Genomic DNA, 22,455 nt, shown 5'->3' with positions numbered 1-22,455 from the left:
TTATTCTTTTTCCTTCTTTTTTTTCTTTTTCCTGTCTTTGTCTTTTTCCTTATCCTTGTTTTTCTTTTTCTCCTTTTTAGGATTCAGAATTTCATTGGCATACTCAAATTCTTCTTTTACTTTCAGAGGTTTTATCTCTATTGCAGGATTGAGTTCCTTTAGATCTTCCTGAGAAATTAATTTTTCCTGAAGCAGAAGATTTAAAATTTCCTTACCCGAATTGTCAAAAAAATGCTGTGAAAGTTCTTTTAATAAAAATTTCCGGTATTCTTCCAAAGGTACAATCACGGAGTATTTAAAGATCCTTCCTTCCTTTTCCGTAGAAAGATATCCTTTTTCAACCAGTATTTTAAGGTATGTGGAAACGGTATTCTGATGGGGTTTGGGTTCAGGATGCTGTTCCATAATATCCTTTAAATAAAATGATTCCAGCTTCCAGAACAGCTTCATTAAATTTTCTTCCGCAGATGTAAGATGATTGATTTTCATATAAATTTTTAATGTTGAAACTGAATATTGCAATAAAGGTAAAGAAAAGATACTATAAAAGCAATTCCGGCTCCCATGAACACTTCTTTTGGGGTATGTCGTTTTAGAATAATTCTTGTAATTCCTACGAGTATCGCAATGCCTAACCAGATGATTCCCATTGTGGTATTCAGCGCAAAAAATAAAGCAGCTACAAATATATTAAATGCAGTATGCATCGAACTTTTAATGAAATAATTGCTGATCTGCAATGCAAAAAGCAATATCAGAATAAAGAGCATTACAAAATCGATCTGTCCGTTTTTGAAATAATTAAAGCCGATATAGGATATCACAGAAGCTGCAATAAAAATATATAAAGTTTTTCGCTGTACCCTGTTGGATACATCCATATTGGTATATCTTCCCGTTTTTACATTCCAGACCAGCCAGATAATGACAGGAGCAATTACTATTATTAATATAGGAAGAAATGAGGTAATGGCTTCTTTCAGAGAGTATTTCAGAAAACTCATGTAAACGAAAAATATAAACAGAGAGAGCAAAGGATTGAAAAAATCGGATATAATTCTTGATGTTTTATGCAATAATGAAGGCTGTTTTTCTTCCATATTAAGGTTTAATGATGTAAATATAATACTATAACCAAAAAAACAATAGGTAGGTATACAATAAAAATGAAGTTTTTTTTATAATTTTGCTCAACTATTTCATAATAAATTAGCAAGAGCTCAACACATGAAAGAATTTTCTAAAGAGGTATACCTGAAGTGGTATGAAGATATGACAATGTGGAGAAGGTTTGAAGACAAATGCCGTTCTCTTTATCTAAAACAAAAAATCAGAGGTTTTTTACATTTGTATAACGGTCAGGAAGCGATCCCTGCAGGTTTTACGCATGCAATGGATTTAACTAAAGATAGTATGATCACTGCTTACAGATGCCACATCCATCCGATGGCGATGGGAGTAGATCCTAAAAGAATCATGGCAGAACTTTGTGGTAAAGCTACAGGTACTTCCGGAGGTATGGGCGGATCTATGCACATTTTCAGCAAAGAGCACAGATTTTACGGAGGTCACGGTATTGTAGGAGGACAGATTCCTTTGGGAGCAGGTATTGCTTTTGCAGATAAATATTTTGACAGAAAAGCGGTAAATATCTGTTTCTTCGGAGACGGAGCGGCTAGACAGGGTTCATTACATGAAACGTTTAACATGGCAATGAACTGGAAGCTTCCTGTAATTTTTGTTGTAGAGAACAACCAGTATGCAATGGGAACTTCTGTTAAAAGAACAGCAAACCACGAAGATATCTATAAATTAGGTTTAGGATACGAAATGCCTTGTCTTGCAGTAGATGCAATGGATCCTGAAAAAGTGGCTGAAGCGGCTTATGAAGCAATTGAAAGAGCAAGAAGAGGAGACGGACCTACTTTTATTGAAGCAAGAACTTACCGTTACAGAGGACACTCTATGTCTGATGCAGAACCATACAGATCTAAAGATGAAGTTGCGCTTCACAAAAATGATGACCCTATCGAGCTGATCAAACAAAGAATTTTGGCTAACAGCTGGGCAACAGAAGAAGAACTGGAAGCGATGGATAACAAATCGAGAGATTTTGTGGAAGAATGTATCGAGTTCATGGAAAACTCTCCTTATCCGGATGCAGAGAAGATCTACGAGTATGTATATGCTCAGGAAGACTATCCGTTCTTAGACAAATTAGAAAACTAAAAGATAATAAATCGGTTTGAAAGTTTGAAAATTTGAAAATGATTTATTATCATATCTTTTTTAATTTTCAAATTCATAAAATCCCAAATTTTCAAATTATAAAAAATTATGGCAGAAGTAATTACAATGCCGCGTCTTTCCGATACAATGACGGAAGGAAAAGTGGCAAAATGGCATAAAAAAGTAGGTGATAAAGTAAAGGAAGGCGATATCTTAGCTGAAATTGAAACAGATAAGGCGGTTCAGGATTTTGAATCTGAAATGGAAGGAACTCTTTTATATGTTGGTGTGGAAGAAGGTAATGCAGCAGCGGTAGATTCTGTTCTGGCAATTATCGGTAATGAAGGAGAAGATATTTCAGGACTTACTGGCGGTGCAGCAGCTCCGGCTCAAGGTGGTTCCGAAGAGAAAAAAACAGAAGAAGAATCTAAAACTGAAAACAGTTCTACCACTGTGGAACAGACTTCTGCGGAAGTTCCTGCAGGGGTGGAAGTAATTACCATGCCAAGACTTTCGGATACAATGACGGAAGGCAAGGTTGCGAAATGGCACAAAAACGTTGGTGATACCGTAAAAGAAGGAGATCTTCTTGCTGAAATCGAAACAGATAAAGCCGTTCAGGATTTCGAATCTGAATTCAATGGAGTGTTGTTGAAACAAGGTGTTGAAGAAGGAGGAGCAGCTCCGGTAGATTCGGTTTTGGCAATTATAGGACCAGAAGGTACAGATGTTTCAGGAGTTGGCGCTCCGAAAGCGGCTGCTTCATCATCAGAAAAACCTGCTGAACAAAAAACAGAAGCTAAAGCAGAAGAAAAAGCGGCACCGGCTGCAGATCATTCCTCTACAGACAGGGTTGCCATTTCTCCTTTAGCGAAGAAAATGGCTCAGGATAAAGGCGTAGACATCAACAGTATTCAGGGTTCCGGAGAAAACGGAAGAATCGTTAAAAAAGATATTGAAAATTATCAGCCTTCTGCGGCTAAACCAGCGGCTTCAGCTCCATCTGCAAGTCCTGCGGCGGCTCAGGTTGCATTAAGCTTCGTACAGGGTGAAGATACGGAAACTCCGAACTCACAGGTAAGAAACGTAATTGCAAAACGTCTTTCCGAAAGTAAGTTCTCTGCGCCTCACTATTATCTGATGGTGGAAATCAACATGGATAAAGCAATTGAGGCAAGAAAAGAGATCAATTCTTTACCGGATACCAAAATTTCTTTCAATGATATGATTATTAAGGCGACTGCAGTTGCTTTAAGAAAACATCCACAGGTAAATTCAAGCTGGGCAGGAGATAAGATCATTCACAGAGGAAACATCAACATTGGGGTAGCAGTTGCAATTCCGGACGGATTGGTAGTTCCTGTTCTTAAGAATACAGACCAGATGAATTACACGCAGATTTCTGCTGCGGTAAAAGATATGGCTTCAAGAGCGAAAAACAAAGGTCTTAAAGCTAACGAAATGGAAGGTTCTACCTTCTCTATCTCAAACTTGGGGATGTTCGGAATCGAAACATTTACAAGCATCATCAATCAGCCAAATGCTGCGATCCTTTCAGTAGGAGCCATCATCGAGAAACCTGTTGTGAAAAACGGACAAATCGTAGTTGGAAACATCATGAAGCTTTCATTGGCTTGTGATCACAGAGTAGTAGACGGTGCTACAGGAGCACAGTTCTTACAGACTTTAAAAACATATCTGGAAAGTCCTTTAACATTGTTACTGTAATTTTCTGTTTAGATATACAATTTAAAAAGGTTTACCGGAAGAAATTCGGTAGACCTTTTTGCTTTTAAGATAATTTTAAGGTGATTTTAATATGGTCACAAAGATTTTAGAATGATCCTTGCTACTTTTAAAAAATGAAATTGAGCAGAATAAAATTAGATAAACAAAATATTTTTCTTTTATTGCTAATCGTAATGGTTGCAGCAGGTAAACTGATTCCTTTCAGAAGCGAATACAATCAGTATTTTAATCTATCAGCGTTTATAGACTGGGGAATTGCAGCGATCTTCCTTCTGTATGGACTAAAGCTGAATATCAAAGAAATCATCAAAGATATTTCCAACTGGAAACTTCATCTTTTGGTTCAAGCCGGAACATTCATTATTTTTCCGCTGCTTGTATTTTTATTTTATGGTTTTGTAAAAGATACTGAATTTTTCGTTACCTGGCTTTCCATATTTTTTCTGGCAAGTCTGCCTTCAACAGTCTCTTCTTCAGTCGTTATGGTTTCTATCGCGAAAGGAAACGTAACTTCCGCTATTTTCAATGCCTCTATTTCAGGAATTATCGGAATTGTCATGACTCCTTTACTGATGAGTTTTTTTGTACAGCCCGATCAGGAAAATATTAATAATGCAGAAATTATCCAGCAGCTTTTACTTAAAGTTTTACTGCCGATTATTTTAGGATTAATTTTAAACCCGTTTTTGAAAAACTGGGTGACAAAGTATGCGAAAATTATTGCGGAATTTGATAAAATGATTATTTTACTCATCGTCTACGAAAGTTTTTCCGAAGCTTTTTCACAAAATGTGTTTGCCTCAGTTCCTTCTTCGGTATTTCTTATTATTGCGCTCAGTGTCGTTTCTTTATTTTTCTCGGTTTACGGAATTTTAAAACTGATTTCCCGAAAGCTTCATTTTAAAAGAGAAGATGTAATTACAGCCACTTTCTGCGGATCTAAAAAATCTCTGGTTCACGGAAGTCTTTTCATAATGGTTTTAGGGATTTCGGAAGATCAGAAAGTGCTTTTTCTGCTTCCTGTGATGATTTATCATAGTTTTCAGTTGTTTTACGTGAGCTGGCTTGCCAATAAAATTGAGAAAAAATATCGTTTGCAAAAAATATAATCCCTGTAAATTATATTTTTATTGCTTTTCAGATTTAAATCAATTCACTATTTTTGAATCATGATTAAAGCAAGGAATATCCATAAATTTTATGGGAATTTAGAAGTACTGAAAGGCGTTGATATTCATATCAAAACAGGAGAGGTGGTTTCAATTGTGGGAGAATCCGGTGCCGGAAAATCTACACTTTTGCAGATTCTGGGAACACTGGATCAGCCAACCACTTCGAATAAATTTGATACGGAAATAGAAATTGCCGGAGAATCTTTCATCAATATGAATGATAAGCAGCTTTCTAAATTCAGAAATCAGAATATCGGTTTTGTATTTCAGTTCCATCAGTTATTGCCGGAATTTACAGCTTTAGAAAACGTTTTATTACCGACGAAAATAGCAGGAGCCAACGAAAAAGAAGCTATAGAAAAGGCATATGCTCTGTTTGAAGATTTAAAAATTGAACAGCGACTGCACCATAAGCCCAACCAGCTTTCGGGAGGGGAAGCGCAAAGAGTAGCAGTAGCAAGAGCTTTAATCAACTCACCGAAAATCATTTTTGCAGATGAGCCTACCGGAAATTTAGATTCAAAAAATGCGGATGAACTTCACAGATTGTTTTTTGATCTGAGAGATAAATACAATCAGACTTTTGTGATCGTTACGCATAACCCGAATTTAGCGGAAATTACAGACCGAAAGCTCGTGATGAAAGACGGAATGATTATCGAATAAAACTTCCGCAAATGATGAAACACTTTATTTTTTTATTTCTTTTCTTTATTTCTTGTTCAAAATTTGATTCTCAGGCTTCAAATACTGTTGAAGATTTGCCTAAATCTAAAATTTTGGAAGTAAAGAATTTTATTAAAGGAAAAAATTACAATCAGAACCTTGCTGTTTTTATCAATTTTAAAATTCATTCAGGGAAATACCGTTACTTTGTTTACGATCTGAAGAACAATAAAATCCTGCAGAAAGCAATTGTTGCTCATGGTGACGGATCTGTTGTAAAAAACTCTTCCGCGTTGAAATTCAGCAATGTTGATGGTTCTCACCAGTCTTCTTTAGGAAAATACGAAATCCGGGAGAGTTATTCCGGAAAATTCGGAAAAGCCTATCGACTGAATGGTCTGGATGAAACGAACAGCAATGCAAGAGCCAGAGCAATTGTATTGCATTCTTATTATTGTATTCCCGACAAAGAATCTGCAAATCCTGCCTGTTTAAGTTTTGGATGTCCTATGCTTTCTAAAAATGCATTCAACGAAACTTCTAAGTTTATTGACGGTTCAAAGGAAACGATTATTTTATATGCTTTTTACTAATTTTATTTTAAACTAAAAAAATGCGCATTAAACTCCTTGCCGAAGACGACAGACCGAGAGAAAAATTTTTACGGAAAGGTAAAAGTTCGCTTTCTGATTCTGAACTGCTTGCCATTATTATGGGAAGCGGAAGCAGGGATGAAACGGCAATTGAACTGGCAAGAAAAATTTTAGCATCTGTTAATAACAACTGGCATCAGTTAAGCCTGTTGTCTTTAAAAGATTTAATGAAATTTAAAGGAGTGGGAGAGGTAAAAGCTATTTCCATTATTGCGGCTTTGGAGATCGGGAGAAGAAGAGCAAGTCAGGAAATTCCTGAGAAACCTGTGATTTCAGGAAGCGACGGAGCATATCAGATTTTCAGAAATCATTTGTCGGATCTCCGGACAGAAGCTTTTTGGGCAATTTTTCTGAATCAGAGCAACAGAGTCATTCATCTTGCTCAGCTTACACAGGGAGGAATTAATCAGTCGATTGTGGATATTCGAGTCCTTTTTAAAACAGCTTTAGATCATTTTTCGACAGGAATTATCGTGGCACACAACCATCCTTCTGGAAATCTGAAGCCAAGCAGAGAAGATATAGAAATCACTCAAAAAATAAAGGAAGCAGGAAAGACGCTAGGAATTCAGCTCCTGGATCATCTTATTGTGACACAGAATTCATACTTTAGTTTCTCAGACGACGGATTATTATGATTAGAAGATTGAAATACAATGAAATAGATTTTGATAAATATTCTAAGTGTCTTGAAAATTCTGCACAGAAAAACTGGTATGCAAGAAAAGAAGTTTTAGATCAGCTTTCGGGAAACTGGCATATTTTGGTTTATAATGATTATGAAGCGGTGATGCCGGTTCCTTTAAAAAGAAAATTTGCTTTAAATTTAGTGGTTATGCCGCTTTTTTGTCAACAACTGGGTGTTTTTTCATCTAAAGATGATTTTAAAATCAATGATCAGTTCCTGAATTTTCTGAAAAACAGATATAACATATTTTCATACTCTTTCAATCATTACAATTCTTTTTCGCAGGATTTGGATAAAAAGAAAAATTACACAATCCAGATTTCAGATTATATTCTGCTGAGAAGAAAAAAATATTTCAAAGGAAGAAAATCTACGGCAAAATGCGCTCAACATCTTATTTATAAAGAAATTGATTTCAGCGAAGAAAGCTTTTCTTTCATGCAGAAAAACTTTAAAGGGCTTTCTAAAAATGGAGATGTAGAAAAATACAGAAAATACTTAAATTTTCTTTACACCAATAATTCTCTGAAGCTTTCAGGAGCCTATCTGGATGAAAAACTAATCAATATCGCAGTTTTGATTGACGAAAAAGATCAGCTTTCTTTGTTGGGACTTATTAACGATGAAGAGTATAAAGATGAAAACGGACCTTCCTTTCTTATTGATAAAATTCTGAGTTTTTATATTCATGAAAAGAAATTTAATTTTATGGGAAGCAACATCCGGGGAATAGAGGTTTTTTTTAAAAGTTTTGGCGCAGAACTTCAGGAATATCCTACTCTCGAAAATAAAATTCTAAAAAAGTTTTTTTAGATAAGATATTGGATTTTTTATTGTGGATTTTTCATATATAGATTGAGAAAATATTAGTAATTTTGCTACCTCAAATTATGACAAGTTTTTCAGGATATTTACCCTATGCTTTTGCATTGATTATTGCAATACCTTTTTTGGTTTTGCTGAGACAGTTTGTATTCACTTACATTAAACTTAAAGAACAGGAAATCAGGTTACTTTCTGTAAAGTCCAATTCCGAAAATAAAACCCAGTCTTACGAAAGAATGACGCTTTTTATGGAAAGATTAAAACCTTCCAATCTTATCCAGAGATTTGATAAAGGGCTTGCAGCCCATGAATTTATTTTCCTGACTGAAAAAGCGATCAATGAAGAATTCGATTACAACGCTTCCCAGCAATTGTACATCACCAAAAATTCATGGAAAAACATTGTCGATTCCAAAAACGCAGTTATAGAACTTCTTCACAGAACCTATGAAGGAATCAACGGAAATGCAAACCTTGATGAGTTCAAAACTATTTTTCTGATGAACTATATGGAAGGAGAAGACTATATTTCTATGACCATTGAAGATTTAAGAAAAGAAATTTTAATAATAGCTTAACTAAAAAAATAAATTTTAAATAATGATTCCAAATTTTAAAGCACATCCATGGCACGGAATTTCTGCAGGAGAAGATGCGCCAAATGTTGTAAATGTTTTCGTGGAGATCGTTCCTTCAGACACTATTAAATACGAAGTAGATAAAGAAACAGGATTTTTAAAGGTAGACAGACCTCAGAAATTCTCAAATATTATTCCGGCATTATACGGTTTTGTTCCAAGAACCTATTGCGACAGCGCAGTAATGAATTTAGCAGTTGAAAGAGGCGCTACAGACGTTACGATGGGAGATCATGATCCATTAGACATCTGCGTTTTAAGTTCTCACAACATTCACGCAGGAGGTTTGTTAATGGAAGCTATTCCAATCGGAGGTTTCAAAATGATCGATGGAGGTGAAGCAGACGATAAAATCGTAGCAGTAATGATCGGAGATCACGCATTCGGACATTTCAGAGATATTTCAGAACTGCCGGAAGCAGAAGTGAAACGATTAATGCACTACTTCCTTACTTATAAAAACTTACCGGATGAGCCTGCAAAATGCAGAATTCAGGAAGTTTACGGAGCAGAGCACGCTAAAAAAGTAATCAAAGCTTCTCAGGAAGATTATTCAAACAAATACGGAGGATAAATTCTCTTTATTTCGGATAAATTAAGGATAGACGGTTTTCGTTTATCCTTTTTCTTTTTAAGAGTTCTGTATTGTAATAAGAATTCCGAAATCACACCTTTCGAAAACATAAAAAACGAGATATTGTCAATTTTTAATTTTTTTTAGGAGCTGTTTCCTGCTTTCCACTGTATCTTTTTTGTTACGGGCTCCTGAACACGTTCGTAAACCTCCAGTTTATGCTCCGCCCGCAACAAAAAAGGATGCCGTTTCAATCAGGGCTAGTAATTATCAGTCTTAATAGATTGCTAACCAAAACCTCAGAGATTTTCATTCCACCAAAAATTTTTGCAACATTGTTCTTTTGATTTCTCTAATCAGCCATATATTTTACATCAGTCACTTCAAACATAATAAATTCAATCCGTTTAATCGTTTAACTGCTAATTTTGAAATACTTATAAAGATTTTAACATAATCCATAGAAATTATTCGTTATATTTAATAATCTATTACCAAAAAAATATTAAACTATGGATCTATTTGTGTTAGTACCAATTTTTGGTGTCGTTGCTTTACTGTATACTTTTTTTCAGAGTAACTGGGTAAGTAAGCAGGATGCCGGAAATGAAAAAATGAAAATTATCAGCGGACATATTGCTGACGGTGCAATGGCTTTCCTGAAAGCCGAGTACAAGATTTTAACCTATTTCGTAGTTGTGGTAGCTATTCTTTTAGCGGTGATGGGGATGAGCAATGCCAATTCGCACTGGAGTATCGGGATTGCCTTTGTAGTCGGAGCAATATTTTCCGCATCTGCGGGTTTCATTGGGATGAAAATCGCCACAAAAGCCAACGTAAGAACGGCACAGGCTGCCAAAACATCCCTTTCTAAAGCTTTAAAGGTTTCTTTTACAGGAGGTTCCGTAATGGGAATGGGCGTTGCCGGTTTGGCTGTTTTAGGATTGGGAGCTTTATTCTTAATCATCAAACAGATTTTTGCACCCGACGCAACCGTGGATTCCCACGAAATGGAAAGAACAATTGAGATTCTTACAGGATTTTCTCTGGGAGCTGAATCCATTGCCCTTTTTGCAAGAGTGGGTGGCGGAATTTATACCAAAGCAGCAGATGTAGGAGCCGATCTGGTAGGAAAAGTAGAAGCAGGAATTCCCGAAGACGATCCTCGAAATCCTGCAACTATCGCAGATAACGTAGGAGACAACGTAGGAGATGTTGCCGGAATGGGAGCCGATTTGTTCGGTTCTTACGTAGCAACGGTTTTAGCAACCATGGTTTTGGGAAGAGAAACCATTTCTCAGGATTCTTTCGGTGGTTTTGCCCCGATTCTTCTCCCAATGCTGATTGCCGGAACAGGAATCATTTTTTCAATGATCGGAACCCTGTTTGTCCGAATTAATGACAATGAAGATTCTTCCACATCAAGCGTGCAGAATGCTTTAAACCTTGGAAACTGGGGGAGCATTGTGATTACCGCTGTAGCGTCTTATTTTTTGGTAAATTATATCTTGCCCGACAAAATGGTTCTCAGAGGACATGAATTCTCTAAAATGGGCGTTTTTGGGGCAATTATGGTAGGATTGGTTGTAGGTACTTTAATGAGCATCATTACAGAATATTATACAGCGATGGGGAAAAGACCGGTATCGAGCATTGTAAGACAGTCCTCAACAGGTCATGCAACCAACATCATCGGCGGACTTTCTGTAGGAATGGAATCTACACTGCTTCCGATTATTGTTTTGGCAGGCGGAATTTACGGATCATATCTTTGCGCAGGATTATATGGCGTTGCCATCGCAGCAGCCGGAATGATGGCAACAACAGCCATGCAGTTGGCAATTGATGCTTTCGGACCGATTGCGGACAATGCAGGAGGAATTGCTGAAATGAGCGAACTTCCCAAAGAAGTTCGTGAGAGAACGGATATCCTTGATGCAGTAGGCAATACAACGGCAGCCACAGGAAAAGGTTTTGCGATTGCTTCTGCTGCTTTAACGGCTTTAGCTTTATTCGCGGCTTTTGTTGGAATTGCAGGAATTGACGGAATTGACATTTACAGAGCCGATGTTCTTGCCGGATTATTTGTCGGCGGAATGATTCCGTTTATCTTTTCATCATTGGCAATTACCGCAGTGGGACAGGCTGCAATGGCAATGGTAGAAGAAGTAAGAAGACAGTTCCGCGAAATTCCGGGAATTTTAGAAGGAAAAGCGCAGCCGGAATATGAAAAATGTGTAGCCATATCCACCGATGCCTCCATCAGAAAAATGATGCTTCCGGGAGCTATTGCCATCGTTTCCCCTTTGCTCATCGGGTTTATTTTCGGACCTGAAGTTTTGGGAGGTTTTCTTGCCGGAGCTACAGTAAGCGGTGTTTTAATGGGAATGTTCCAGAATAATGCAGGCGGAGCTTGGGACAATGCTAAAAAATCTTTCGAAAAAGGAGTCGATATCAACGGAAAGACTTATTACAAAGGCTCTGAACCGCATAAAGCTTCCGTAACAGGAGATACGGTAGGAGATCCGTTCAAAGATACTTCCGGTCCTTCGATGAACATTTTGATTAAACTGATGTCGATTGTTTCTCTGGTGATTGCTCCCACACTCGCTGTTTTACATAAAGATAAAATAGATGCCAACAGAAAAGCGAAAATTGAAGCTTTAACTGGTGTTTCAGCAGATTCATTAACTAATCAGACAGGATCAGCAGCAATTGTTCCACAGGAAATTAAAGGCTACGTTAATGAAAGCGGTGACTTTGTCTATGATACAGGAAATATTCAGGAAATTCAGTTGGACGGAGGAAAAAAGATAAAAATCGGAGAAGGAAGCCAGTTGTATCAGATGTACAATTCGGTTAAAAATAAAGATCAGGGAGTTTTGGATCCGAATAAATGGTTTACGATAGAAAATCTTTACTTTGAGACAGGTTCCAGTGATTTAAAAGCGGGTTCTGAAGTACAGCTATTAAATTTAGTTGAAATTATGAATGCCTATCCAACTTTAAAAATTAAATTGGGAGGTTATACCGATAATTCAGGAAATGAAGAGAGCAACCAGAAGCTTTCCAATCTAAGAGCTCAGACTGCAAAACTGAAACTGCTGGAACTGGGGATTTCCGGAGACAGGGTGGAAGCAGAAGGATACGGTTCTCAGCATCCTGTTTGCGCAGCCAACGATACCGACGAATGTATGGCAAAAAACAGAAGAATTGATGTAAGAGTTTTGTCTCTGTAAAAATCAACTTTAAATATTGAAAGCACTGCATCATGCGGTGCTTTTGTTTTTAATATCATTTAAATTTTCTTGCCAAGAAATCTGCTCAACTAACGAAACAAAATATTTCATGCTGTCATTTCGACAAAGGAGAAATCTAAAAATAAAAGGTGAAGATCTTTAAGCTTACAAATGATTTTAAAGATGCTTTTTTAAATACTCAAGCGCATCAATAATCAGATCATCATTTTTAGCAAAACTGAATCGTACATAATCTGAATTCTGTCTGGAATTGTAGAAAGCAGATAAAGGAAGACACGCTACTTTTTTCTCGATGGTAAGCCATTTCGAAAACTCTACGTCCGTCATTGTTTTTGAAATAGTTCTGAAATTCACGATTTGAAAAACGGCGCCTTCTGCTTTTTGTTCAACAATGAAAGGCGTTTCTGTAATCAGTTCATTAAAAAGATCGCGTTTTTTTTGCATTAAAATCTGGTTCTGTGAAGGATCAAAAACTTCCAGATATTTGGCTATTGCGTACTGACAGGGCGCGTTTGCACTGTAGGAAATATACTGTTGATGACAGCGGAATTTCGCCGTTAATTCTTCAGGTGCCAAAAGATAGCCGACTTTCCATCCGGTAGAATGAAACATTTTTCCAAAAGAAAAAATGCAGAAGGTTCTTTTTTTGAGTTCAGGATGAAGAAACGAACTGTAATGTTCCTTTCCGTCAAAACAATACGTATCGTAAATCTCTTCCGAAATCAGATAAATTTCCTGATCTTTAATGATGCTGTATAATTGATTCCAGTCGCTTTCAGACCATATTTTTCCGGTTGGATTTTGTGGAGAATTTACAATAATAGCTTTTGTTTTTTCAGAAATGCAACTTTGCAGTTTTTCCCAATTTACCGAAAAATTATTGTCAAGATCATAATAGACAGGAATGCCCCCATTCAGAAAAATGGATGGACCATAGGTATAATAAGAAGGCTGTATAACAATAACTTCATCTCCTTGATTAAGAATAGATTTAAGGGAAGTATATAAAGCAAAGGTTGCACAGGGAACAATGGTTACTTCATTTTCCTGTAATCGGATGCTGTTTTTTCTTTTGAGATTAAAACGGATTATATTTTTTATCAGAAGCGGATTTCCTGCAAGTGGTTCATAATTATGGCTGTTAAGATCTGCAGCTTCTTTCAGATACTCCCGCAAACGGTGGTCGATATCAAAATCCGGCAAACCTAAAGACAGATCAAAACTGTTGTTTTGGGTTGCCAGTTCAGACATTTCAGTAAAAAAAGAGTAATGATTGAATCCGTAGATATTCTCCATACTTTTTGCATTTATTTCAAATATAAGAAAAATAGCATTCCGTAAAAGATTAAATATTTTTTGTTATTTTTAGGCAAATTATTCCATAATGAGAAAATTATTCATTCCACTATTTTCAATTGCTATACTGGTAAGCTGCGGAACGGCAAAAAATGCAGCCGATGCAGGGGCAACTCAAACTTCATCTGCCGCAAAAGGCGATAAAGCTTTTTTGGCTGCGTATAAGGAAATTAAGGCAGAAGATCTAAAGAAAAACCTGTACGTAATTGCTTCCGATGAAATGGAGGGTAGAGATACGGGAAGTCCGGGACAAAAAAGAGCAGGAGAATACATGGTGAATTACTATAAAGGCTTAGGAATTTCTTATCCTAAAGCTTTGGGATCCTATTATCAGAAAGTTCCGTCTGATTTCATGAAGAAAAGAGGCGGCGGAAATCTTCCTGATTCCGAAAATATTTTAGCCTTTATCGAAGGATCTGAAAAGCCGGAAGAAATTGTTGTGATCTCCGGTCATTACGATCACGTAGGAACAAGAAACGGAGTAGTTTACAACGGAGCAGACGACGACGGAAGCGGAACGGTTGCGGTAATGGAGATTGCAAAAGCTTTTCAGGCAGCTAAAAAAGCAGGAAACGGTCCGAAAAGATCCATTTTATTTCTTCACGTAACGGGAGAGGAGCATGGTTTATTTGGTTCTGAATTTTACACGGATAATCCGGTTTTTCCTTTAGCCAATACCGTGGTTGATTTGAATATCGATATGATCGGTCGTGATGATCCTGAAAACAGAGGAAAACAGTATGTATATGTCATTGGATCTGAAATGCTGAGTTCTCAGTTAAAAGTAATTAATGAAGCGGCAAATAAAAAAACCAATAATCTTGAGCTAAATTATAAATATGACGATCCGAATGATACGGAAAGACTGTATTACAGATCAGATCACTATAATTTTGCAAAAAATAATGTTCCGGTAGCATTTTTCTTTGACGGAATCCACGAAGATTACCACAAACCAACGGATGATGTAGAGAAAATAGATTATAATCTGCTGGCTAAAAGAACCCAACTGGTTTTTACAACGGCTTGGGAAATCGCCAACAGACCAGACAGAATCGTTGTAGATAAGAAATAATTGAATTAAAAAATACAATACAAAAGGCAAATTAGCAGATCAGCAGTTTGCCTTTTTATTTAAATTAAAATTTACATGAAAATCCGTGAAGCTGAGCTGAAAGATATTCCACAGATCCAAATCGTAAGAAATTCGGTGAAAGAAAACATGTTATCTGATCCGAGTCTTGTTACAGATCAGGATTGTGAGAATTTTCTCTTTAACAGAGGAAAAGGCTGGGTTTGTGAAGATAATGACAGAATTTTGGGATTTGGAATTGTAGATATCAAAGAGAAAAGCATCTGGGCGCTTTTTGTTCATCCGGAATTTGAGAATAAAGGAACCGGGAGAAAACTTCACGATACGATGCTCAACTGGTATTTTGCCAAGACGAATGAGAAAATCTGGCTGAGCACTTCTCCAGATACAAGAGCGGAGATATTCTACAGAAAATCCGGATGGACGGAAAACGGAGTTCACGGAAAGAATGAAATAAAATTTGAAATGACTTATAATCACTGGAAAAACAGATTACAATGAAACAGAATATAAAATCAATGCGTCCTTTTATAGGCTCTGAAAACTTTGAAATCAGCAGGAGTTTTTACCGTGATCTCGGTTTTGAAGAGGTGGTTCTGGATGCTAAAATGTCTCTGTTTAAATGGAATGAGACTGCTTTTTATCTTCAGGATGCTTATGTAAAAGACTGGATTGATAACACCATGCTTTTTGTAGAAGTTGAAAATACAGACGAATTTTATCAGGAACTTATCAGTTTACATCTTACTGAAAAATATGAGAAAGTAAGAATTTTGCCTGTGAGAACGATGGATTGGGGAAAAGAATGTTTTGTTCATGATCCTTGCGGAATTTTGTGGCATTTCGGAGAATTTTTTTAATCAATTGTAACTAAGAGAAAAATTACATTACTTTCATTTAAAAGCAATTAATCAACCACAAACGAAGAATGATCTACGCTTTCGATACCTATTATTACGACGATTATGCCCATACAGTCTGTTTAGCCTTTCAGGATTGGAATTCTGAACAGGAAGCAGAAATTTTCACCGAGAAAACAACAATTACCTCAGAATACGAAAGCGGAGCTTTTTACAAAAGAGAATTACCCTGTATTCTCAGTCTTTTAAATAAAATTCAACTTCAGCAAGGCGATGTTATCATTATCGATGGCTATGTAACTCTGGATGAAGAAGGGAAAATAGGACTTGGAGGGCATCTTTACGAAGCTTTAGACCAAAAATTTCCGGTAGTCGGAATTGCAAAGAACGGTTTTAACAGTCCGGATTCCGGAAGAAGAATCATTTATCGGGGAGAAAGTAAAACACCTTTGTTTCTTACTGCAAAAGGAGCAGATGTAGATGAAATCAAACAAAAGATAGAACGGATGCACGGAAATTTCAGAATTCCGACATTACTTAAAAAATTAGATCAGCTTTCCCGAAGTTAAAATATTTTAATTTTCAACGACTAAAACACCTGTTAAACTTTGATTTGTACGATTTTTCTATAAAGTGACAAATATCATTCAAATATTATTTTTATTAAGTCTAAATAAATATAAATTTGTTTTAACAAAAATCAACGTTTAAACACATATCAATCATATCCATATCAATTTTTGTTTTTTAACCGGCAGAATCTATTTGTCGGTTTTTTGATAAAGAGATTTTCGGTACTCAATTCCCCATTTTGCAATTTCATCAATAATCGGCTCAATAGTTTTTCCGTATTCTGTGATTTCATATTCCACGGTTACGGGTTTTGTGTCTAAAACAGTACGTTTGATGAGATGATTGATTTCCATATCCTGAAGCTCTTTTGAAAGCATTTTGGCAGCAATTCCGTCAATTTCCCTTAAAAGATCCATAAAACGCATTTTTTCACTCTGCATTAAGGTTCCCAAAATGTGAAACTTCCATTTTCCCGATAAAATTTCCATTGAATCTTTAATGGCGTTCATACGGTTTTTGCAGATAGGAGTGATATTCAGATTGGCTTCTTTTTTCATGATTTCAGATAAATTATAATGCTGTAAAGATAATAAAAAAACAGAAAGGTAGTTTCCTCGAGGAAACTAGTTTCTAAAAGGAAATCCATTACCAAAGTATGATGATTAAATATTAGATTTGTAGTAACATTAAAAAGTGTGAAACCTTTATCATCACAAAAAATGATAAATAATAAAATACTAACATTTGTGTTCCTCACGGCGGCTTTAAGCAGTTGTAGCGGACAAAGTGACAAAAGTAAAAAAATGGAAAACAGATCTACAAATCCGCTATTATGCGATCCTGCGACAGGAGTTTGTGAAGTTCCCGGAGAAAAGTTTGAAATTGGGAATATTGATGTAATGACTGACGAAAAACCTGTAAAAGTGATTTACTTTACAGACCCAATCTGCTCTTCATGCTGGGGAATTGAGCCTCAACTGAGAAAATTAAAACTGGAATACGGAGATAACGTAGATATAGAATACAGAATGGGAGGTCTTCTTCCGGACTGGAGCTACAACAGCGGAGGAATAAGCAAACCTTCGGACGTGGCGCATCACTGGGATGAAGTAAGTTTGTATTACGATATGCCGATCGACGGTGATATCTGGTTACAGGATCCGCTGGATTCTTCTTATCCGCCTTCTATCGCCTTTAAAGCGGCACAGATGCAGGACAGGGAAAAAGCACTGGATTTCATGAGAGAACTTCGTGAAATGGTGTTTTTGAAGAAGAAAAATATCGCAAAATGGGAACATATTGCAGCAGCAGCCAAAAAAGTAGGATTGAATACAGATCAGTTGAAAAAAGACTTTGAAGGAAGAGGAAAAGAACTTTTTCAGGAAGATCTGAAGCTTGCCAGAGAAATGGGAGTTCGCGGTTTTCCTACCATGTTTTTTACCAATGATGCAGGAAAAAGAGAGATTGTTTACGGCTCAAAACCGTATGCATTCTACGAAACTGCTGTTCTGAGAGTAAATTCTGACACCAAGAAATCTGAATATTCCAAAAACTGGGAAAGTCTTTTTGCAAAGTATAATTCACTTACCGCAAAAGAGTTTTCAGAATTATCGGGAACGCCGAGAAAAGAAAGCGAAAGATTATTAAATGAGCTTTCCGACAAAGGAACGCTTGAAAAGCTTACCACCAAAAACGGTTCAATCTGGACCCTGAAATCGTAATTAATTTCATTAATATTTAGCAAGTTTTTTTAAGAAACCGAAAATTCAAAGAATTTTCGGTTTTTGTTGTTTTGTAGCTAAATCAATTATTGTACATGAATTCTTTTATTAACCTTAAAATGTATAAGATTAAAACTAAAAGAATCTGCTCTTTAGGAGCAGATCCAGTAGATAAATACATCTCATTTTTTTAATTAGACAACAATAAAAAAGCACAGCCGACAATGCTGTGCTTAAATTTTTATAAATTTAATTGCGATTTCAAAGCTGAAAAATGCAAAATATGTTTCCACTTCAGTTGTATTTCATAGTAAATGTAGGAATAAATTTTATGCCAAACAATATACTGAATGTTAAAATTTACAACTGTCTGTTATCTTTCCGTTAATAAATCGCGAGGTTACTTTTCACGCAAATATTGTTCGATAAAAAGATTTAAAGATGCTTTTTCCTGATCATTTGCTTTATCATCCATTTTTCCATGATTAATACTTGTTGGCTGAACAGTGATATGGAATTTTTTTTGCTCTTCCATTGTCGGCAAAACTCCTTCATCGGCAGGATAGTCGTTTGAGCGTAAAGTATAAATTTTCGGAATCAAAGTTTTGGGCAAATACATTCTCCGGTTATCCAGGGTAATGATTTTATACACAAAATTGGGATACTTATTGGCGAAAAGAGCCGTCATATCTCCGCCGTTTGAATGTCCGATTAAAGTAAGATGTTTATAATCAAGCTCAGTTTTCGTTTTTTTTAGTTCATTCAAAACAAATAAAATATTTTCTGTACCACGTTCCCAGAAAGGCATTCTTACGATTTGAGGTTTTCCCTCTGAAGGAATAAGCTGATCTGTCGGAAGCTCATGCTGAATGCTTACCACAAAATATCCTTTTGAAGCCAGATTCTTTGTTAAGTAGGAATACTTTAAATAATCTCCCCCTGTATTGGCACCATAACCGTGACTGAAAATAACGATCTGTTGTTTTGAAATTTTCTCTGAGGTTTTGGGACTGAAATAAGCAACCGGAATTTTGCGGTTTCTCGATTTATCAAACATTGTCAGAGTATCTAATTTTACAGGGTAATTGCTGTTCAGATTTGCATTTTTTTTCGTTGAACAGCTCATGATTACCAAAGCAACTAAGAATAAAAAGATGGAATTATATTTCATGGTAAAGTTAAATCAGTGAAGTTATTTAAAGTAAAAGAGTTTTGCTCCTTTAAGAGCAGAATCTGTGTAGAAACAGGAGTAAGTCTATCAATCAATCCGTAGGTTTAATATCGATACTACGAAAAATGTTCTAAAGATAGCGTTCCTACGGAACGCAAACGTCCTCCGAATATTATGTCTGCAAATTCATACCCCATAGAGTTTTCGAACGTTTTACTTTAACAGGTTTAGATATATAAAACAGAGAGTAATTTTTACTCTCTGTTCTTATTTAGTTCTCCAGCTTTTCTTTAATATATCGTGCTGTATGAGATTTCTTATTTTTTGCCAGTTCTTCGGGAGTTCCGGTGAAGACAACCTTACCGCCGTGTTTTCCGGCTTCAGGACCGATGTCGATGATGTAATCTGCAGATTTAATGATATCGGGTTGATGTTCAATCACAATCACAGAATGTCCAAGATCAATCAAAGCCTGTAAAGACTTCAGCAATTTCTGAATATCATGGAAATGAAGTCCCGTTGAAGGTTCGTCAAAAATAAATAACGTCTTATCTGTTGTAACCCCTTTTACAAGGAAGGATGCCAGTTTTACACGCTGTGCTTCACCGCCGGAAAGTGTAGAAGAGCTCTGTCCCAACTGCAAATATCCTAAACCTACATCCTGTAAAGGTTTTAATTTGGTTGCGATCTTTTCTTCCTTATTATCTTTGAAAAATTCCAAAGCTTCATCCACGGTCATGTGAAGAATATCTGAAATGTTTTTTTCGTCGTACTTTACTTCCAGAATTTCGCTTTTGAAGCGGGTTCCTTTACAAACTTCACATTCAAGTTCAATGTCTGCCATAAACTGCATGGAAACGTTGATGACACCTTCTCCCTTACATTCATCACATCTTCCGCCATCTACGTTGAAGGAAAAATGTTTAGGTTTGTAGCCCATCATTTTTGCCACTTTTTGCTTGGCGAAAAGATCTCTGATGTCGTCATAGGCTTTAAGATACGTTACAGGGTTGGATCTTGAAGACTTTCCGATAGGATTCTGGTCGATCAGTTCAATATGCTGGATCAGTTTTTTCGGAAAATCCACAGCATCATAATCTCCTTTTTTACCTCCCATTCCAAGCTGAATCTGGATGTCATTGGTAAGGATTTCCTTCATTAAAGTCGATTTTCCGCTTCCGGAAACCCCCGAAATTACAACAAGATTTTCCAAAGGAACATCTACATCAATGTTTTTTAAATTATTTTGTCGTGCTCCTTTTATGTGAATCCATTCTTTACCTTTTCTTCGCTTTTTAGGAACTTCAATTTCCAGTCTTCCGGTAAGATATTTTGAAGTTAATGTATCTGCATCTTTCAGTTCTTTGTAATCTCCTGCGAAAACCAATTCTCCACCAAGATAACCTGCTTCCGGACCGATATCAATAATATAATCGGCGGCTTTCATTACATCTTCATCATGTTCCACAACGATTACCGTATTGCCAAGGTCACGAAGATTTTTTAAAACTTCAATTAAATTTTCCGTATCTCTTGAGTGAAGTCCGATTGAAGGCTCATCCAGAATATAAATGGAACCCACCAAAGAACTTCCCAGACTTGTTGCTAAATTTATTCTCTGACTTTCTCCGCCGGAAAGCGTGTTGGATGTTCTGTTTAAGGTTAAATATCCTAAACCGACTTTTAATAAAAACTCAAGTCGGGTGGTGATTTCATATAAAAGTCTTTTGGCAACTTCCTGATCGTGTTCGGATAATTTTAAGCTTTTAATTAAAGGGAAAAGCTCATCCAGAGGAAGCTCGATCATCGATTGGATATTGTGTCCGTCGATTTTCACCCAGCTCGTTTCTTCACGCAGTCGCAAACCTTCACAAGTCGGGCAGAGCGTTTTTCCGCGATAACGGGAAAGCATTACACGATACTGAATTTTATAGAGGTTTTCCTCAAGCATTTTGAAGAAATTATCAATCGATGGGAACGTGCTTTTTCCGTCTCCTTTCCAAAGATATTTTTTCTGTTCTTTGGTTAACTGATGATAAGGCTTATGAATCGGGAAATCTTTTGCTTTTTTAATGAAATCTTTTTTCCATTCGCTCATGCTTTCGCCTTTCCATGAAGCAACCGCATCTTCGAAAACGGACAATGTTTTGTTGGGAATTACAAGATCTTCATCAATTCCGATGACTTTTCCGTATCCTTCACAAGTCGGACAGGCTCCGTAAGGATTGTTAAAACTGAAAAAATGGACATTCGGCTCTAAAAATTCGATTCCATCCAATTCAAATTTATTTGAAAATTCTTTGATCTTTCCGGTATCAACGTTTTTCAATGAACAATATCCGCGACCTTCATAGAAAGCCATCTGAATAGAATCTGCCAAACGCTGTAAAAAGCTCTCATCTTCTTCGTAAGTGAAGCGGTCTATTACCAGATTAATTTTCATTCCTTTTTCGGGAGTAAAGCCGAAACTTTCCAAATCTTCGATTCCTGCAACGTTACCATTGATTTCCAGTCTCGTAAAACCTGCTAATTTCAGAACATTTAAATTTTCACCAAAATTCGCGGCATCGTAATCGTAAGGAGCCGTTAATAAAAATGAAGTATCTTTTTTAGAAGATTTGATGAAATCCACTACATCCGAAACCGAGTCTTTTTTCACCTCTTCACCAGAAGCAGGAGAATAGGTTTTCCCGATTCTTGCAAAAAGAAGCTTCATATAATCGTAGATCTCTGTGGAAGTTCCGACGGTAGATCTCGGGTTTGAAGAAATTACTTTCTGCTGTATCGCGATAGAAGGTGCTAAACCTTTAATATCATCAACTTTAGGTTTTTCTAACTTTCCTAAAAACTGACGTGCGTAAGAGCTTAAGCTCTCTACATATCTTCGCTGTCCTTCCGCATAAATCGTATCAAATGCCAATGAAGATTTTCCGCTTCCGGAAACTCCTGTAATGACGATCAGTTTATTTTTCGGGATAAGAACATCTATGTGTTTCAGATTGTTAAGATGTGCGTTCTTAACGAAAATCTGTTTTTTAATATCTATTTCTGTTATATGAGCCATAGTAAAATTAAGACTAACAAAATTACGAATTTTTAGCGGATTATAGAGTGATATAATTTTTGGTAATTACTTACGTTTTTACACTATAAAGGGAAAAATATAAAAAAAATGTTAATTTTTCTCTTATGAGTGAACCATTACTAAATAGATTGCATCTTTCATA

General features: G+C 36.3%; 21 protein-coding genes. 15 read left to right on the top strand and 6 right to left on the bottom strand.

Going from position 1 to position 22,455, the window contains the following annotated elements:
• Complete coding sequence (locus BW951_RS02535) at window positions 1–489, bottom strand: BlaI/MecI/CopY family transcriptional regulator (RefSeq protein WP_076390344.1); 489 nt, start codon at window positions 487–489, stop codon at window positions 1–3.
• A gap of 8 nt (window positions 490–497) precedes the next feature.
• Window positions 498–1,100 carry a phosphatase PAP2 family protein gene (locus tag BW951_RS02530; protein WP_076390343.1) on the bottom strand — a complete coding sequence of 201 codons (603 nt, stop codon included), beginning with the start codon at window positions 1,098–1,100 and terminating at the stop codon, window positions 498–500.
• A 127-nt stretch (window positions 1,101–1,227) separates the two neighbouring features.
• On the opposite strand from BW951_RS02530, the gene pdhA reads away from it, so the two are divergent.
• The 10 genes from pdhA to BW951_RS02480 all read left to right on the top strand — a co-directional run bounded on the left by pdhA (window position 1,228) and on the right by BW951_RS02480 (window position 12,433).
• Window positions 1,228–2,229: a pyruvate dehydrogenase (acetyl-transferring) E1 component subunit alpha gene (pdhA, locus tag BW951_RS02525; RefSeq protein ID WP_076390342.1), complete on the top strand. Its 1,002-nt coding sequence runs from the start codon at window positions 1,228–1,230 to the stop codon at window positions 2,227–2,229.
• Window positions 2,230–2,337: 108 nt separating this feature from the next.
• Entirely contained in the window at window positions 2,338–3,957 is a 1,620-nt protein-coding gene (locus BW951_RS02520; RefSeq protein WP_076390341.1) for a pyruvate dehydrogenase complex dihydrolipoamide acetyltransferase, read from the top strand.
• 140 nt (window positions 3,958–4,097) lie between these two features.
• The gene (locus tag BW951_RS02515; protein ID WP_228427469.1) at window positions 4,098–5,087 is read left to right on the top strand and encodes a bile acid:sodium symporter; all 990 of its coding nucleotides are present in this window, start codon (window positions 4,098–4,100) and stop codon (window positions 5,085–5,087) included.
• A gap of 60 nt (window positions 5,088–5,147) precedes the next feature.
• Window positions 5,148–5,816, top strand: a complete 669-nt coding sequence (locus BW951_RS02510; RefSeq protein ID WP_076390339.1) for an ABC transporter ATP-binding protein — start codon at window positions 5,148–5,150, stop codon at window positions 5,814–5,816.
• An 11-nt stretch (window positions 5,817–5,827) separates the two neighbouring features.
• On the top strand, window positions 5,828–6,409 hold the full coding sequence (locus BW951_RS02505; protein WP_076390338.1) for a murein L,D-transpeptidase catalytic domain-containing protein: 582 nt from the start codon (window positions 5,828–5,830) through the stop codon (window positions 6,407–6,409).
• 20 nt (window positions 6,410–6,429) lie between these two features.
• The gene (gene radC / locus BW951_RS02500) at window positions 6,430–7,107 is read left to right on the top strand and encodes a RadC family protein (RefSeq protein ID WP_076390337.1); all 678 of its coding nucleotides are present in this window, start codon (window positions 6,430–6,432) and stop codon (window positions 7,105–7,107) included.
• On the top strand, window positions 7,104–7,970 hold the full coding sequence (locus BW951_RS02495; protein ID WP_076390336.1) for a hypothetical protein: 867 nt from the start codon (window positions 7,104–7,106) through the stop codon (window positions 7,968–7,970). Before radC ends, BW951_RS02495 begins: the two co-directional genes overlap by 4 nt.
• Window positions 7,971–8,047: 77 nt before the next feature.
• Window positions 8,048–8,560: a DUF7935 family protein gene (locus tag BW951_RS02490; RefSeq protein WP_076390335.1), complete on the top strand. Its 513-nt coding sequence runs from the start codon at window positions 8,048–8,050 to the stop codon at window positions 8,558–8,560.
• Between the two features lie 22 nt (window positions 8,561–8,582).
• Window positions 8,583–9,194, top strand: a complete 612-nt coding sequence (locus tag BW951_RS02485) for an inorganic pyrophosphatase (protein WP_076390334.1) — start codon at window positions 8,583–8,585, stop codon at window positions 9,192–9,194.
• A gap of 512 nt (window positions 9,195–9,706) precedes the next feature.
• On the top strand, window positions 9,707–12,433 hold the full coding sequence (locus tag BW951_RS02480) for a sodium-translocating pyrophosphatase (RefSeq protein ID WP_076390333.1): 2,727 nt from the start codon (window positions 9,707–9,709) through the stop codon (window positions 12,431–12,433).
• Window positions 12,434–12,610: 177 nt separating this feature from the next.
• On the opposite strand, the gene BW951_RS02475 is transcribed toward BW951_RS02480, so the two are convergent.
• On the bottom strand, window positions 12,611–13,750 hold the full coding sequence (locus BW951_RS02475; protein WP_076390332.1) for an aminotransferase class I/II-fold pyridoxal phosphate-dependent enzyme: 1,140 nt from the start codon (window positions 13,748–13,750) through the stop codon (window positions 12,611–12,613).
• Window positions 13,751–13,838: 88 nt separating this feature from the next.
• Between BW951_RS02475 and BW951_RS02470 the strand changes: the two genes are divergently transcribed.
• From BW951_RS02470 to BW951_RS02455, 4 genes are all read left to right on the top strand, one after another.
• Window positions 13,839–14,885 carry a M28 family metallopeptidase gene (locus BW951_RS02470; protein ID WP_076390331.1) on the top strand — a complete coding sequence of 349 codons (1,047 nt, stop codon included), beginning with the start codon at window positions 13,839–13,841 and terminating at the stop codon, window positions 14,883–14,885.
• A 75-nt stretch (window positions 14,886–14,960) separates the two neighbouring features.
• A complete protein-coding gene (locus BW951_RS02465) occupies window positions 14,961–15,404 on the top strand; it encodes a GNAT family N-acetyltransferase (RefSeq protein ID WP_076390330.1) in 444 nt (147 codons plus the stop codon).
• Window positions 15,401–15,763, top strand: a complete 363-nt coding sequence (locus tag BW951_RS02460) for a VOC family protein (RefSeq protein ID WP_076390329.1) — start codon at window positions 15,401–15,403, stop codon at window positions 15,761–15,763. Before BW951_RS02465 ends, BW951_RS02460 begins: the two co-directional genes overlap by 4 nt.
• 68 nt (window positions 15,764–15,831) lie before the next feature.
• Window positions 15,832–16,332: an endonuclease V gene (locus BW951_RS02455; RefSeq protein ID WP_076390328.1), complete on the top strand. Its 501-nt coding sequence runs from the start codon at window positions 15,832–15,834 to the stop codon at window positions 16,330–16,332.
• Window positions 16,333–16,524: 192 nt separating this feature from the next.
• Here BW951_RS02455 and BW951_RS02450 read toward each other — a convergent pair whose 3' ends face one another.
• Window positions 16,525–16,893 carry a winged helix-turn-helix transcriptional regulator gene (locus BW951_RS02450; RefSeq protein WP_076390327.1) on the bottom strand — a complete coding sequence of 123 codons (369 nt, stop codon included), beginning with the start codon at window positions 16,891–16,893 and terminating at the stop codon, window positions 16,525–16,527.
• A 246-nt stretch (window positions 16,894–17,139) separates the two neighbouring features.
• Between BW951_RS02450 and BW951_RS02445 the strand changes: the two genes are divergently transcribed.
• A complete protein-coding gene (locus BW951_RS02445; protein ID WP_076390326.1) occupies window positions 17,140–18,057 on the top strand; it encodes a ClpXP adapter SpxH family protein in 918 nt (305 codons plus the stop codon).
• Between the two features lie 400 nt (window positions 18,058–18,457).
• On the opposite strand, the gene BW951_RS02440 is transcribed toward BW951_RS02445, so the two are convergent.
• Entirely contained in the window at window positions 18,458–19,228 is a 771-nt protein-coding gene (locus tag BW951_RS02440) for an alpha/beta hydrolase family protein (RefSeq protein WP_076390325.1), read from the bottom strand.
• 271 nt (window positions 19,229–19,499) lie between these two features.
• On the bottom strand, window positions 19,500–22,292 hold the full coding sequence (uvrA, locus tag BW951_RS02435) for an excinuclease ABC subunit UvrA (RefSeq protein WP_076390324.1): 2,793 nt from the start codon (window positions 22,290–22,292) through the stop codon (window positions 19,500–19,502).
• Window positions 22,293–22,455 lie beyond the last annotated feature (163 nt).

This window comes from Chryseobacterium gambrini, from assembly GCF_900156825.1.
Classification (GTDB): domain Bacteria; phylum Bacteroidota; class Bacteroidia; order Flavobacteriales; family Weeksellaceae; genus Chryseobacterium; species Chryseobacterium gambrini.
Note: the sequence above shows the minus strand (reverse complement) of the source record. Positions and strands in the feature narration are given on the sequence as shown.